The 13,820-nt window shown below is 51.0% G+C and carries 15 protein-coding genes; 4 read left to right on the top strand and 11 right to left on the bottom strand.

Features of this window, described 5'->3' with window-relative positions:
• Positions 1–13: 13 nt before the first annotated feature.
• From purS to OEY64_00280, 8 genes are all read right to left on the bottom strand, one after another.
• Positions 14–253, bottom strand: coding sequence for a phosphoribosylformylglycinamidine synthase subunit PurS (gene purS / locus OEY64_00245; protein ID MDH5541370.1), 240 nt, complete (start codon positions 251–253; stop codon positions 14–16).
• Positions 250–972: a phosphoribosylaminoimidazolesuccinocarboxamide synthase gene (locus tag OEY64_00250; protein MDH5541371.1), complete on the bottom strand. Its 723-nt coding sequence runs from the start codon at positions 970–972 to the stop codon at positions 250–252. Before OEY64_00250 ends, purS begins: the two co-directional genes overlap by 4 nt.
• A gap of 39 nt (positions 973–1,011) precedes the next feature.
• Complete coding sequence (purB, locus tag OEY64_00255) at positions 1,012–2,307, bottom strand: adenylosuccinate lyase (GenBank protein MDH5541372.1); 1,296 nt, start codon at positions 2,305–2,307, stop codon at positions 1,012–1,014.
• A gap of 3 nt (positions 2,308–2,310) precedes the next feature.
• A complete protein-coding gene (locus OEY64_00260) occupies positions 2,311–3,075 on the bottom strand; it encodes an MBL fold metallo-hydrolase (GenBank protein ID MDH5541373.1) in 765 nt (254 codons plus the stop codon).
• A gap of 11 nt (positions 3,076–3,086) precedes the next feature.
• Positions 3,087–4,022 (bottom strand): hypothetical protein, encoded by a 936-nt coding sequence (locus OEY64_00265; GenBank protein MDH5541374.1) that lies wholly within the window; start codon positions 4,020–4,022, stop codon positions 3,087–3,089.
• Positions 4,023–4,100: 78 nt separating this feature from the next.
• On the bottom strand, positions 4,101–4,922 hold the full coding sequence (locus OEY64_00270) for a class I SAM-dependent methyltransferase (GenBank protein MDH5541375.1): 822 nt from the start codon (positions 4,920–4,922) through the stop codon (positions 4,101–4,103).
• 72 nt (positions 4,923–4,994) lie between these two features.
• Positions 4,995–5,477, bottom strand: a complete 483-nt coding sequence (locus OEY64_00275; protein MDH5541376.1) for a DinB family protein — start codon at positions 5,475–5,477, stop codon at positions 4,995–4,997.
• Positions 5,478–5,499: 22 nt separating this feature from the next.
• Positions 5,500–6,177 carry a DNA alkylation repair protein gene (locus OEY64_00280; protein MDH5541377.1) on the bottom strand — a complete coding sequence of 226 codons (678 nt, stop codon included), beginning with the start codon at positions 6,175–6,177 and terminating at the stop codon, positions 5,500–5,502.
• Positions 6,178–6,365: 188 nt separating this feature from the next.
• Between OEY64_00280 and OEY64_00285 the strand changes: the two genes are divergently transcribed.
• Positions 6,366–6,947: a hypothetical protein gene (locus tag OEY64_00285; GenBank protein MDH5541378.1), complete on the top strand. Its 582-nt coding sequence runs from the start codon at positions 6,366–6,368 to the stop codon at positions 6,945–6,947.
• A gap of 12 nt (positions 6,948–6,959) precedes the next feature.
• Here OEY64_00285 and mfd read toward each other — a convergent pair whose 3' ends face one another.
• The 3 genes from mfd to OEY64_00300 all read right to left on the bottom strand — a co-directional run bounded on the left by mfd (position 6,960) and on the right by OEY64_00300 (position 11,896).
• Positions 6,960–10,460: a transcription-repair coupling factor gene (mfd, locus tag OEY64_00290; GenBank protein MDH5541379.1), complete on the bottom strand. Its 3,501-nt coding sequence runs from the start codon at positions 10,458–10,460 to the stop codon at positions 6,960–6,962.
• 158 nt (positions 10,461–10,618) lie between these two features.
• Complete coding sequence (pgsA, locus tag OEY64_00295) at positions 10,619–11,158, bottom strand: CDP-diacylglycerol--glycerol-3-phosphate 3-phosphatidyltransferase (GenBank protein ID MDH5541380.1); 540 nt, start codon at positions 11,156–11,158, stop codon at positions 10,619–10,621.
• A 24-nt stretch (positions 11,159–11,182) separates the two neighbouring features.
• Entirely contained in the window at positions 11,183–11,896 is a 714-nt protein-coding gene (locus tag OEY64_00300; protein ID MDH5541381.1) for a lytic transglycosylase domain-containing protein, read from the bottom strand.
• Positions 11,897–12,058: 162 nt separating this feature from the next.
• Between OEY64_00300 and OEY64_00305 the strand changes: the two genes are divergently transcribed.
• Genes OEY64_00305 through OEY64_00315 form a run of 3 tightly spaced genes read left to right on the top strand, consistent with a single transcriptional unit; the run spans position 12,059 to position 13,820 of the window.
• Positions 12,059–12,715, top strand: coding sequence for a MotA/TolQ/ExbB proton channel family protein (locus OEY64_00305; GenBank protein ID MDH5541382.1), 657 nt, complete (start codon positions 12,059–12,061; stop codon positions 12,713–12,715).
• Positions 12,712–13,110 (top strand): biopolymer transporter ExbD, encoded by a 399-nt coding sequence (locus tag OEY64_00310; GenBank protein ID MDH5541383.1) that lies wholly within the window; start codon positions 12,712–12,714, stop codon positions 13,108–13,110. Before OEY64_00305 ends, OEY64_00310 begins: the two co-directional genes overlap by 4 nt.
• Positions 13,107–13,820, top strand: coding sequence for a hypothetical protein (locus OEY64_00315; GenBank protein MDH5541384.1), 714 nt, complete (start codon positions 13,107–13,109; stop codon positions 13,818–13,820). Before OEY64_00310 ends, OEY64_00315 begins: the two co-directional genes overlap by 4 nt.

Raw genomic sequence — 13,820 nt, forward strand, 5'->3', positions numbered from 1 at the left:
ACGACCTGCTCACCTATATGACTTTGACATCAAAATTTTCAGTAACCGGATTGCTGAGCAGTTTTTCACACATCTCCTCAACCGATTTTTTTGCCGACTCGGAATCTTTGGCATCAAGCTCAAGCTCGATATATTTTCCAACCCTGACGTTCTTTATGGAACTAAAACCGAGTGAAGCGAGCGAATGCTCAACCGCTTTTCCCTGCGGATCCAGTATGCCGCCCCTTAACGTAACCCTTACCTGAGCCTTCATTCTTCCATTACCTTTCCGAGAACTTCCCTGTACGATTCCTCGACATCACCGAGGTCGAACCTGAAGCGGTCCTTATCGAGCTTCTTTCCGGTTTTGCTGTCCCACAGGCGGCATGTATCGGGCGATATCTCATCTGCCAGTATCACTTCGTTATGATACCTGCCGAACTCCAGCTTGAAATCGATAAGGTCCAATCCGTGATCTTTGAAAAAATTTATCAGAAGTGAATTTATCTTTCTAGCCTCGGCGCTGATGATATCTATCTCCTTCTCATCCCCCAGGCCGAAAGCGGTAACATAATCAGTGTTTATCATCGGGTCGTCCAGCGCGTCATCCTTGTAATAGAACTCAAGTATCGGGTGTTTCAGCTCGGTTCCTTCAGGCTTTCCCATCTTTTTAGCCAGTGACCCGGCGACCCGGTTGCGCATCACCACTTCGACCGGGATTATGGTGACCTTCTTTACGAGTTGTTCCCTATCGGAGAGCTTCTTCACGAGATGGGTTTTTACTCCATTGCTGGCGAGAAACTCGAATATTCTGGAAGAGAGGGTGTTGTTTATTACCCCTTTATCGGCGATGCTCCCCTTTTTTTTCGCGTTGAAAGCGGAGGCATCATCCTTGAAATATTGAATGTACAGGTCGGAATCGGAAGTCGCGTAGATTATCTTTGCCTTACCTTCGTAAAGCGCTTCGCCTTTTTCGGGAATTGAAATACTCATAATTTTATTTTTCCTAATGTTTATATTATCAGCATATGGTCAGTTGGAAAAAACCCTTCGAAAAATATCGTCAACCTTCCTCAAATAGTAATTCAGGTCGAACAGTTCTTCAATCTTTTCCTTTTCAAGCCTCATGGAAATCGCTTTGTCGGCAATAACCAGGTCGCGGAAAGGCTTTTCCTCTTCCCATGCCCGCATCGCCTGTTTTTGAACCATCGCGTACGCCTCCTCGCGCGTTATCCCGGTTTCGATCAGCGCCAAAAGGAGCCTTTGCGAGTAGAAAAGGCCGAATGAACGCCCGATATTCCTCATCATCCTTTCGGGATAGACGAGGAGGTTTTCCATTATCCGTGCGGTTTTATCGAGCATATAATCGACCAGCATCGTTGAATCGGGAATTATCACCCTCTCCACCGATGAATGGCTGATATCCCTTTCGTGCCACAAAGCCACGTTTTCCAGCCCCGCCTGCGCGTTCCCCCTTACTACCCTGGCAAGGCCGCAGATCTGTTCGCAGTTAACCGGGTTTCTCTTGTGCGGCATGGCAGAGGAGCCTTTCTGCCCCTTGGCGAAAAACTCTTCGGCTTCCAGCACTTCCGTCCTCTGAAGATGCCGTATCTCGAGGGCGATATTGTCCATGCTTGAAGCTATGATGGCCATAGTCGCCAGGTACTCCGCGTGGCGGTCGCGCTGAATTATCTGCGTCGATATCTCCGCCGGTTTCAGCCCCATCTTTTCGCAGACATACTTCTCTATGTCCTGGCTGAGGTGGGCATGGGTGCCTACCGCGCCGGAGATGAGGCCCACCGAGATATTCTCGATAGCGGCCGCAAGCCTCTTCCTGTTCCTCTTCATCTCCTGGTAGAAAAGGGCCATCTTCAGGCCGAAAGTTGTCGGTTCCGCGTGTACCCCGTGTGTCCGCCCCATGCATGGAACATCCTTATACTCGTATGCCTTCGCCTTGAGAACATCCATAAGCCTGTCGATCTTTTTAATTATTATCTCCCCGGCCTCCTTGCACAGGTAGCAAAGCGCCGTGTCTACAACATCGGATGAGGTCAGCCCCATATGGATAAACCTTGAATCGGGGCCTACATATTCGGCCACACTCGTAAGAAAGGCTATTACGTCGTGCCGTGTCTCCTTTTCTATCTCGTCAATACGGGCAATATCAAAATTCGATCTTTCCTGTATAACTTTCAGCGACTCTTTTGGGATATTCCCCAGATCCGCGTGCGCCTCGCAGGCGAGAACCTCTATTTTCAGCCATACCCTGAACTTGTTTTCCAAAGACCAGAGCTCTCTCATCTCCTTTAGCGAATATCTTTCTATCATCCCTTAAACCTCAAAAACCGTTCCTGGTATATCCTGCGACGCAAGCTCGTACTTTACATCAGTTCCGGCAAAGATGCCCCTGGCGATTTCCTCCACATGCTCAGGCTGATTATTCGTCCTGCTGATGTGGGCGAATATCACAGACGAAAGTCCGTTCCCCATCGCATGCCCCAGAAGTTCCGCGCACTGCTCGTTCGAAAGATGCCCTTCGTTGCCGGCTATCCTTCTTTTCAGAAACGCCGGATACGGCCCGTTGGCCAGCATCGCCGGGTTATGGTTCGCTTCGACTACCGCCAGGTTCGCCTTCCTCAGTTTTTCCACCACGCGCGTCGTGACGCATCCGATATCTGTCACATTCACCGCGCTTCTGCCGTTCGATTCCAGGAGAAAGCCGACAGGCTCGGCAACATCGTGAGGGATTGGGAACGGATTCACCTCTATATCGCCGACGGAAAAGTTCACTTCCGGCCTGAAGGTCTTGATCCTTCCGCACCTTTTAAACCGCGCCGATACATTGTTCGCGGTCCCTGCTGTCATATAGACCGGTATCGAATATTTTTTTGAGAGTATCTCCGCGCCCCGCATGTGATCCGAATGCTCGTGGGTTATCAGGAAAGCGTCGAGACGTGACGGGTCGAAACCGATTGCGTCAAAGCGCTTCTCCATCGTGCGGGCGACGAATCCGACGTCCACAAGCAGGGCCGTCGTGTCCGTATAGACCAGCGTCGCGTTCCCTTCGCTGCCGCTCCCAAGCACGCATAATTTCATTCCGCTCCCCGTCACCCTGCATGTTCCATCAGGTGGTAAAGGAGCGGGATCATTATTTCATGATGTCCGGTGATGTTGTAACCCTTCCCGCCGTTCTGCACAGGGCGATGAACCACGTTTACCGCCGGGCGGTAGTGGGAGGTCATATCCATGTTCACCGAGTAGAAATTCTCCACGCAGTCGCCGAGGTTGCGCGCCGCACTAAGCGCCTTTATGAAAACCTCCGGCAGGATAACGGCCGAGCCGATATTGAAATATATCCCGCCGTCATTAAGCGTCTTCAGCTGTGCCGTGAATATCTTGAAATCCTCGAAACTCTTTTCCCCTATCAGCGCGCCGTCCGATTCCGGATGTATATGCGTGATCTCGCACCCTATCGCGGCGTGAACCGTCGCCGGTATGCCGAGCCTCGCGGCGTTGGCGAGTATCGATTCATCCGCCCAATCCATTTCACTGTCGAGTATCCACTGGCCTATGGACTGACCGAAGCCGTAGCCGGGATATTTTTTAAGGGCTTTCATCGTTTCGGAGGCGGTCTCCTCTACCATGCCGAAGCGGCCGGACTTTACCTCCTCCTCGACATCTTCGGAAGTCTCGCCGATCATCGCGATCTCGAGATCGTGCACCGGCCCGGCGCCGTTCATCGCTATCCCGGTGATCCGCCCCTGCTTCATCCAGTCGATGATTATCGGTGAACATCCGGTTTTGATGACATGCGCCCCCATGGCGACTATCACGCCGCGCCCCTTCTCGCGCGCTTCGTGGAACCGAAGCGCTATCTCTTTCAGGTCTATCGCCTTGAGCTGTGCCGGAAGGAGGTCGAGGATGTTTTTGGAGCTTTTGTATTTATCTACGAGAGCGAATTCATTCACGGAGACCTTGTTTGTCCGCTCGCTTATCGGGTAGTTCTTTATCTTGCTGAAATCAGCTCTCTCAAAATCCGCCATCTATCCCTCTCATGCCTCCAGTTTATCAGGATAGAAATATCAGATGGAACGCCTTTAAGCAACGTGATTAAATTCCTGCTAGGCTGTGTTGAGGACTTTTTCGAGCTGGGCGAGATGCTGTTTTATTACCTCCTCGCCGGGGAAGAGTTTTGCCGCCTCGGTGAGACGTTTGTGCGCCTCTTTCAGCTTTTTCAGATTAAGAAGGAAATCCACAACGACATACTCGCTCATGATATCCGGGGGGAGGTCCTCTATCCTGTTCACCATAAATTCAATGGCGGCCTCCCCTTTGCCGTCAGCATACATCGCCTCGGCGACCTCTCTGGCGCGGGCATGAATAAATTCGTTCCGGCGTATCAGGAATGTTCCGTACTGCCCGATCTTCGGAAAATTAAGGAGCTCTTTCGCTATCGAGTAGTGCTCCAGTTCCTCCAGTTTCCAGAAAGATTTATGCTCTTCGTGCGGATTGCCGTAGATGGGGGGCTGTGTCCAGTTCTCGCCGAGCGGAACCGAGACTATCATGTAGGCTGAAGAGTGATCGGCCATCTTGTCGAGCATCATCCACCCATCCTCCTTTTCAAAATGCTCAAGAACGTCGCCGATGTAGACCATATCGTACTTGCCAAGACCATCTATCACTTCCAGCGCATTGCCGATATATATGTCGTTGTAGATCGCTTTTTGGTGTTCCTGGATGTAATCGGGGAATATCTCTATCCCGTCGATCTTCACTTTCCAATCTTTTCTGTGATACTTCTCGCCGAGCATTACATCGAGGAGGTCGCGCGCGATGAATCCTATCTTGCCGTTCCCGAGCCCGACGTCCAAAAACGATTTCGGCCTCGCCTCCTGAAGATACGCGCAGACGGTGTTTATATGTGAATAAGTGCTTGTAGGCATTCGTCTCCTTTAATAATTATTGGTACAGCCATTGTATTGCGGGGGAAATGGCAACACAACATCGAGCGAAGATTATTTTTTCATCTCGCGCGTAAGCCAGAGTTCCTCCATGCGGTACATGTGGACATGGTCGTGCAACAGAACATGCCTCACCATGATGAGGAGCGTGTATTCGAGGTATTCCGGATGCTCCGCTTTTTTCTTCCACGCCTTCGCGGGGGCGCTCCTTATCACATCTATAAACTCCTTGCGCAATGCCGAAAACTTTTCGAGCGTTTCCGCAAGATCCATTTTCAGAAGCTCGTCCGGCGGGGTGCTTTTCCCCGGAAAGTAGGGGACGAATTTCGGAGCCTCCTCCTCGATGAATTTCCTCGCTCTTTCGGTAAGCATCGGCTGAACCTTCACAATGTGGCAGGCATGCTCGTGTATCGACCACTTCCCCTCGATCCTCCTCTCGGTAAGCCGCCATGACGGCTCCCTGGGGATTGAATCTATCATCTCCCTTAAAATGACCGGCGTCTTTTCCAGACAGGACAACAGCTCATCGACAATCATCTTTTGCTCCTTATGAATCGGACTATTTTTTCAATCTGCCTATTGTTTTTTCGTCTGTCAGCTCCCTCATCGCATCGGCGACTATCCACCTGGCGGAGGGGGAATCTATCTCCCGAAGTTCCCTGCAAAAGGCGACCGTCCTTTTGTTCAGGGCCCTGTTTCTCTTCCCTATCTGACGGATGGCCCAGTTCACCGCCTTCTTAACAAAGTTGCGTTCATCCGTCACCCCTTTTTTTATAAAGGGAAAAAACCTGATAAAGACCGCATCGTCCGCTTTTTTATCGCATACCGCAAGCCGCGCCATGAGGACGTATCCCGCCCGCTTTACGAACTCCTCATCGCGCTTGTGCCATTCGACAGCTTTCTTGTAGGCAAAAGGGGTCTTCTCGAAAAGGTTCAATATCACCTGATCGCAGAGGTCCCACGAGTTAAACTCGACCACCCACTCTTCCATCTGCCGTTCGGTAACGCTCTTCGGATCGTCCACCATCCCGGCAAGTATCCTTGCTTCATGATAGCCAGATCTCCATAGCCTGTCCGCAAGGGCTCTGTCCTTCCCTATCTCTTTCGCCAGTGCCCTCATGACAGGTATCCGTACTCCGAACGCCTTTTCAGCATTGATGCCGAAACGGGCCATCCCCTGCCGGTCCTTTTCGGAGCCGCTCTTTTCGAGACGAGCCAGAACTTCGTTTAAATCCAATACGCACCCCAATCGATCAATTGCACGCAACCTGCTCACAATTATATTCTCAAACTGCAGATAACAGAAAAAAGCAGACCGCAGCCGTATCGACTGTATTAATACGCATACCATACTGTATAATGCAAGCCGGTGGACGCAATAGGGTCATGCAATATTTCAATAAATAACATCGGCAGGGGGACGACGTGATAAATGGGGTAAAGATATTTTTCCAGTGGGTGATTGCCCTCGCCATACTTGGCGCCATCTCATGGGGACTCTACCTGGCGGCGCTCCGCGGGGCCGACATCTACAACCGGCTCGACATTACCCTTTCGCACGATACGACAGCTATAATCGCAACGACGCTTTCCGCTCTGATGATGCTTCTTCTCTCCAAAAGGAGGGGCCTGAGGATAATTTCAAAAAACAGAACCCTTAAACAAAAATCACGCGCCTACGAAGAACTGATAGAAAAACTTTCAGCATCGGTTGTTCATACGGAAGAAGGGGTGCAGATATCCGGAGAGAATATTGAAAACGCCATCGGCTCGCTCTCCGGTAAAATGATAGCCCTTGCGTCCAGGGATGTTATCGCCGCCCTGCATGAACTGACATACTCGCTGGGTGAAAAAAATGAAACAACTACCGAAGTCTCATCCCTGTTTGAAAATCTTTTTCACGCCATCAGGAAGGATCTGGGCCATTCAGGATTTCCGGCTGACGGAGAAAAACTCCTCTCCCTTTTCCTGCTAGGCGCAAGAACCGATTCGCAACCTCTCCCTTAGCGCAGAACCTTTTCATACTTGCGCTCCGACAGGCTCTCCCCCGGTCTTTTCCTGAACCGGAATACGAAACAGGAACTCCTGCACCCCTTTCACCTTACCCGAGGCAAGAAGCGATGATACATCTATCGACAGCGAGCTGTTGCCGACTGGTCTCGTTTTACCCGGAAACTTTTTAACCGCCGCCTCAGCAACATCGGAAGCCGAAGCGGACGAGCCTGGAAATGCCAGAGTGAGCGCGCTCCCTTTTAGCGAGAGTTTTGAAATGCCGAGCCTTGAACCTGCAATTCGAAGGAGCATCGCATCGAAAAGTTTTTGCGCCTTTTCCGGCGGTTGTCCATACCTGTCGGTTATCTCGCCTGTTATCTGCTCCAGCTCTTCCGGGCTTTCGCACCGGTATAGCCTGTTGTAAAAATCCATCCTCTGATCAAGCGCAGGGATGTAGCTCTCCTCTATCTTTCCGGCAAATTCAAGATCAAGCTCCGTTTCAACTTTGGAGGAGGCCTTGCCGGTTCTTATCTCCTCGACCGCTTCGGAGAGCATCCGGCAGTATGTCTCGAACCCGACAGCCGACACCTGCCCCGACTGCTGTGAACCAAGAAGATTACCTGTCCCCCTTATCTCCATATCGCGCGACGCGAGCTTGAATCCCGATCCGAGTTCGGAGAGCTCTTCAATCGCTTTTATCCTTTTCCTCGCGATAGGGGTTAGGGAATCGGGAACCAACAGATAAGCGTAGGCGCGATGCTTGTCCCTCCCGACCCTTCCGCGTAGCTGATATAGCTGAGCCAGTCCGAACTTGTCGGCCCTGTTCACGATTATGGTGTTCGCGTTTGGAATATCGAGTCCCGATTCGATAATCGTCGTGCAGAGGAGGATATCCACCCTGTGATGGACAAAAGCCTCCATCGCCTTTTCCAGGTCCGCGCTGTTCATCTGCCCGTGCGCCACCATTATCCGAGCGTTAGGGACAATGCTTTTCAGATGACTCCCCGCGCCATGGATGGTCTCTACGGAGTTATGGACGAAGAATATCTGCCCCCCCCTGCTTAGCTCCCTGTTAACCGCTTCCTTTATGACCTCGTCCCCTTTACGCCTAATCAATGTTTTTATCGACAGCCTGTTCGGAGGCGGGGTGTTGATGATGCTTATGTCCCTTATCCCCGAAATGGACATATGAAGTGTGCGCGGGATCGGCGTTGCGGTAAGGGTAAGGACGTCGACTGTCGCGCGGAGTTTTTTCAGCTTCTCCTTGTGCGCCACGCCGAACCTCTGCTCCTCGTCGATGATTATCAGCCCGAGGTCGCCGAATACTATATCTTTCTGCAAAATCCTGTGGGTGCCGATAACGACGTCAACCTTGCCGTTCCGTATCTTCTCTATCGTCTCTTTCTGCTGTTGCGGCGTCACGTACCGGCTCAGCATTTCTACCGTGATCCCGAACTTCGACATCCTCCGGGAAAAATTTTCCCAATGCTGCCTAGCCAGAAGTGTCGTTGGAGCGAGTATCGCCGTCTGTTTGCCGTCCAGCGAAGCGGCGAACGCCGCGCGCATCGCAATTTCCGTTTTACCGTAGCCGACATCGCCGCATACCAGCCTGTCCATCGGCTTGTCCGATGCCATGTCTCGCAAAACATCGTCGATAGCCGACGCCTGGTCGTCCGTTTCGCTGTACTCGAACGAATCGGCAAATTCGCTGTTCAGGACGTTGTCGGTAGAGAATCTGTATCCGGTACCGGTCTGACGCTTGGCGTATATTTCGAGGAGCTCCCCCGCCATTTCGAATATTCCTTTTCTTACCTTCTCGCGGGTCTTCTGCCAGGTCTTCCCCCCCATGCGGTCGAGCGCTGGCCTTGCTCCGCCGCCGCCTGAATATTTCTCCACAAGATACACGGAAGAGAGCGGGAGGAAGAGGAGCTGGCTCTCCGCGTACTCCAGCTCAAGATACTCGTCGCTCTCATCTTTCGCCCCGACGCTAACATTGCGGATACCGTTATAGACCCCTATCCCGTGGTCTCGATGGACAACGTAATCCCCCGGCGCGATATCCGAAAAGGCTGAAGAGAAAACCGCTTCCCGCCTCTGCGCGCGTTTTTTACCGGCAAGCCGGCTTCGCCCGAAAATCTCCTCTTCGGTCGTAAGCGAAAGTTTCAGCCTTTCGGAAACAAACCCGGAAGAGAACCGGCCGTCTACAGTAACCATTATTCGCGGCGCGTTATCGCCCCCTGAAAGAGACGTAGAGACCAGCCCGTCAATATCGCCTGCCGATATCCTTAAAATGCCGACCTCTTCCCCCGCCATGAATTTCTCGACCCGCTCAATGGAACCTTCGGCACGAACCACAATAAGTGTCGAGACCCCCTTTTTGGCAAGCTCCAGCGCGTCGAATACAAACCTGTTGAACGAGCCGTGATACCTGTCGGAGTCCCTTGCGGGTATGGAGAGGCATTTCTCACTCTCTTCAAAAGCCGATATCTCGTAAAACTCCGCAACCTTTGATTCATTTAGAATTTTAGAAATTTCATTTTCGTCGGCGTAAAGCTCCGCGGGTGACGGAAAAAAGTCGCCTCTCTTTATCGCTTCGGCATAACCGGTTTCAATTTCCGCGAGAAAAAGCTCTCTCCTCTCGTCGCACCTCTCCGGCTCACATACGAGCACATCGTAATCATCAGGCAGGAATCGTATCGGCGACGGCGACTCCCTGTAAAAATATGGGAGGTAGAGTTCCATCGCCGGGAAGAACTCCCTTGCCGCGAACTTCTGTTTTACATCGGCGAGGTTTGCGGAGTGCCGCTCCTCCAGGGTGTTAAGGTTTTTCATCAGCCAATCGATGTCGATAGTGCCGTACGGGGTCTCCTTCAATGGTGGTATTTCAACGGAGTTCTGCCATTCAATGGAGCGCTGTGTATCGAGATCAAAGCTCCTTATGGAGTCCACCTCGTCGCCGAAAAGCTCTATGCGAAACGGATGTTGCGAAGATGGGGGAAAGATATCGAGGATTCCCCCTCGAAAGGCAAAGCACCCCGCTTCGTCTACAGGGTCGTTAAAAAAATATCCAGCGGAGACGAGGAAGCTTTTCAACCTGTCGACATCCACCTCCTCCCCCTTTTTTATAGTAAAGGAGCCAGAACCGGCAACCTCCGTCGGCGGACATTTCTGCATCAAGGAAGCAATTGTCGTAACGCAGATCACGGGGGCCGATCCGTTCTTTGCTTCAAGCAGACGCTGCAGGGCATTGCGTCTGGCGGAGGCGATGTCGACATGCGGGGATAATGGCTCGTATGGGAGTATCTCCCATTGGGGGAGATAGATCACCCCTTCGCCTCTCCCTAGAAAAAAGGAGATATCATTCGCGATCCTTTCGGCCTCTCCATTGTCCGAAGTAAGAATGAGAGAGCTTCTGGATGACTTGCTGAACATACCGGCAATGACAAGAGCCTGCGCCGAAGCGGTCAAGCCCTGCATACGGAAAGCGTCGCCTTTTATAAACCGGCTGAACGGAAGATTGAAAATCATTTTATGATTCTAACAGCATCGGAAGGTCAGCATATAGAAGACGCAAAGCAGAAGTTTTCAGAAACAGCCGTCCGCCTCAATAAGGATATCGTATAAGGCCGTTCTATTTCGCGCTCCGCAGAGCTTCCATAACCGGCCTTTCAGACCAAACAGGCTTCCTACCGCTCTTCAAAATACTTCGTGAAGTAATTCGTTGCGGATGCCAGACTGAATACAAGCGCGATAAGAAGGCAGATCATACCAGCGGTCTGGAAATGAATGATGCCGAGATCCCATTGCAACAGCAGCAGTTCCATGGCCGCTATCTCAAACCCTGTCTTGAATTTCCCGAGCCTGTCCGCCGCGATGATCTTGTTTTCCGAAGCCGCCATAAGCCTTACGCCTGTTACCGCAAACTCCCTTGCGATCATGATGGTAGCAAGCCACGCTGGCACGCGGCCAAGCGCCACCATTGGTATCAGCGCCGAAAGTATCAGCACCTTATCCGCAATCGGGTCAAGCAGTTTGCCTATCGCCGTAACGGAGCCGGTGGTCCTGGCAAGGTGCCCGTCAAGGTAGTCGGTGATCGCTCCCGCGCCGAAAACCAGCGCCGCCAGAAATGAAAAGAACGGTGTGGGGGACATAAGAAGAACAACAATCACAGGCACCACGCCTATCCGAAAAAGCGTCAACCTCGTCGGTAGATTTATCCTCCTCAAATTTTTCCTGCCTCCTTTTATGTGTTAATTGTCTGAAACAAATATCGGCGTGTCCGTTATATGCAGTACGCCTTCATCATCGATATATCTATAAATTTTCGCTTTCCCTTCAGCGCTTTTTCCCGCCTTATAGGGGCGGTCGTAATAATTATCCATCACTCTTCTAATGAATCCAATCGTCTCCGGGTACGGCGGTATTCCGGAATATTTCTCCACGGCGTTCTCGCCAGCGTTGTATGCCGCCAAGGCAAGCTCCTTGTTGCCATTATACTTCTCCAGCAGGTACTTTAGATACCTTGTTCCACCCCTTATATTATCTTCCGCAATAAAGGGATTCAAAACGCCGTAATTTTTCGCGGTTGCCGGCATAAGCTGCATGAGCCCTACCGCCCCGGCGCTGGAGATGGCATACCTGTCAAATGCCGATTCCGCCTTGATAACGCTTTTTATGAAACGAGGTTCCATCCCTTCCTCGACAGAGAGCTTGTAAATTTCATCCCTGTAATCGGCGTATGATTCTCTCCCCCCCTTTTTCCTCTTTATAGACACACCTCTTTTCACCTTTTTTTGCTCCGGTTTCTCGCGGATGTATGGAGTGCTGCCGGAAGATATCCTTTTATCCGTGAACTGGACCGTGCCGTTCTCATCAACGTACCTGTATACATCTGCATATGCCTCGAGGGGTGTGGAAATGAAAAATACCAACAAAACGGCAGAACAGAATCTATTTGTCTCCATCTATCGGTAAGTCTAGTTATAAAAAGATGCACAGTCAAACCGTAAAATATGATATAAAAACTCTTTTAAGGGGGGTAATGCGCGATTGGAGGCAACCTTTCCAGCCTTGTACATTTTTAAACCGGCATTGTACCGGCGCATTCCTCGGAAGGAGTAATCTGGATGGAAACGTCTGCTGACGGTATCTGGCTGTTCACCGTCTTTCAAAGGGGCGGTCCCATGATGTGGCCCATCCTCGTCTGTTCCATACTGGCAGTCGCAATTTCAATAGAAAGATTCATAAAACTCCAAAAAGAGAAGGTTATCCACCCCGGTTTTCTGAGCGAGGTACGCAGGGAGTGGCAGGAAAAAAAATTCGACCGGGCGATGGAAGTCTGCAATCGGCATTCTACGCCTGTCTCACGGATAGTGCGCGCCGGACTGCTCCGATGGAAGATGGGGATACTCGAGATAGAAAGGGCGGTCGAAGGGGCAGGAAATCATGAATCGACCCTGCTTAACGCCAACCTTCGCGGCCTCGGAGTGATAGCAAACATCGCCCCGATGCTAGGACTGCTTGGCACGGTCGCTGGAATGATCAAGGCGTTTAACGTGATCTCCACCTCCGGGAGCGGAAACGCGGCCCTGGTCGCGAACGGAATTTCCGAAGCGCTCATTACCACCGCATCGGGCCTCATAGTAGGGATACCGACGCTTGCCATCTACCATTTTTTTAAGGGGAAGGTTGAACAGCTCATATTCGAAATGGAAGAGGTATCGATAAACTTCATAGAAGAGATAGGCTATTCGCTCGTCAGTGACGAAGAGGAGCCGGGATGAAATTTTTAAAAAGAACGGAAGAGGATTTCTCTCTGCAACTTACCCCCCTCATAGACGTGGTATTCCTTCTCCTCATCTTTTTCATGGTATCTACAGCGTTTGTCGATTTCACTAGGCAGATCGACATCAATCTCCCGAAAACCGCCGCCGGGGACCTCCCGGCTGAAAAAAAAGTGTTTACGATAGAAATTTCCCGCGAGAAGGAAATTTTTCTTGACGGGAAACAGGTGACGTTCACGGAACTAGAAGAGCGGATCGCGGGAAGCGGAGGGGCCAAGCGCTCAGTGATAATCAGGGCCGACAGTGAAGTTGATTACGGCACTACCGTCGGAATAATGGGGATGTGCAAATTGAACGGCATCGAAGAGATCGGGCTTTCGGTATCGGAGAGATGATGAACAAAAGATCCGCAATATCGTTCTTCCTGATACTTCTTCTGGCTATTCCTGTGTATGCCGCCGGAAAACAGTCGCGCAAAGCTCAAAAGAAGGAGCCTGAAGAAAAGTTCCTCTGCGGCACCGAAAAGAAAGAGCCGATACCCTACAACGAAAAGGACGTGCATATTTATATGGACGCTTCAACTTTCAACTTCATGCTGGACAACCTCCCGCTCTGCGGCAAACTCGCCAAGGAACTCGGGATAACGGAATTTCAGGTATCGTACAAGAAACCGGAGTTTCAATTCGAGGAGAGCGGATTCAGAATATCTCTGAAAAACAAGAAACGCCTCAAGGGGAAAAACAGGCACCAGCTTCTTTTCGACTATTTGATAGGCGCCAACGGCCCCCTGCCGCTTAACGTGCAAGGGGAGGGGAACGTAAAGATCGTGTTCAAGACCGGAAAGGGAAACTCGATAGTGGCAAATTTCAACACCGATCTATGCCCCGGCTCCTCGGTTTTCGACAGCCTTGCATACAAATCTCCGACAATAATAACAACGGTATTTACAGCAAAGATGGAAAAAGTGTTGCGGCAGGCGGAAAATTTAAGCGATTATATTAAAAATGACGCCCCCTATCTTTTGGAATTGATGGATGAATCGGACGACATATTTACGCGTTCTGAAATAGACCTGTTCAAGAAATTTTTAAAGGGAGAAACGTGA

This window comes from Nitrospinota bacterium (genome assembly GCA_029881495.1).
In the GTDB taxonomy this organism is placed as follows: domain Bacteria; phylum Nitrospinota_A; class UBA7883; order JACRGQ01; family JACRGQ01; genus JAOUMJ01.

What these genes read in the sequence shown, in the direction of transcription:
- purS (MDH5541370.1), bottom strand. Translation starts at nt 253, where the DNA reads ATGAAGGCTCAGGTAAGGGTTACGTTAAGGGGCGGCATACTGGATCCG.
- OEY64_00250 (MDH5541371.1), bottom strand. Translation starts at nt 972, where the DNA reads ATGAGTATTTCAATTCCCGAAAAAGGCGAAGCGCTTTACGAAGGTAAG.
- purB (MDH5541372.1), bottom strand. Translation starts at nt 2,307, where the DNA reads ATGATAGAAAGATATTCGCTAAAGGAGATGAGAGAGCTCTGGTCTTTG.
- OEY64_00260 (MDH5541373.1), bottom strand. Translation starts at nt 3,075, where the DNA reads ATGAAATTATGCGTGCTTGGGAGCGGCAGCGAAGGGAACGCGACGCTG.
- OEY64_00265 (MDH5541374.1), bottom strand. Translation starts at nt 4,022, where the DNA reads ATGGCGGATTTTGAGAGAGCTGATTTCAGCAAGATAAAGAACTACCCG.
- OEY64_00270 (MDH5541375.1), bottom strand. Translation starts at nt 4,922, where the DNA reads ATGCCTACAAGCACTTATTCACATATAAACACCGTCTGCGCGTATCTT.
- OEY64_00275 (MDH5541376.1), bottom strand. Translation starts at nt 5,477, where the DNA reads ATGATTGTCGATGAGCTGTTGTCCTGTCTGGAAAAGACGCCGGTCATT.
- mfd (MDH5541379.1), bottom strand. Translation starts at nt 10,460, where the DNA reads ATGATTTTCAATCTTCCGTTCAGCCGGTTTATAAAAGGCGACGCTTTC.
- OEY64_00300 (MDH5541381.1), bottom strand. Translation starts at nt 11,896, where the DNA reads ATGGAGACAAATAGATTCTGTTCTGCCGTTTTGTTGGTATTTTTCATT.
- OEY64_00305 (MDH5541382.1), top strand. Translation starts at nt 12,059, where the DNA reads ATGGAAACGTCTGCTGACGGTATCTGGCTGTTCACCGTCTTTCAAAGG.
- OEY64_00310 (MDH5541383.1), top strand. Translation starts at nt 12,712, where the DNA reads ATGAAATTTTTAAAAAGAACGGAAGAGGATTTCTCTCTGCAACTTACC.
- OEY64_00315 (MDH5541384.1), top strand. Translation starts at nt 13,107, where the DNA reads ATGATGAACAAAAGATCCGCAATATCGTTCTTCCTGATACTTCTTCTG.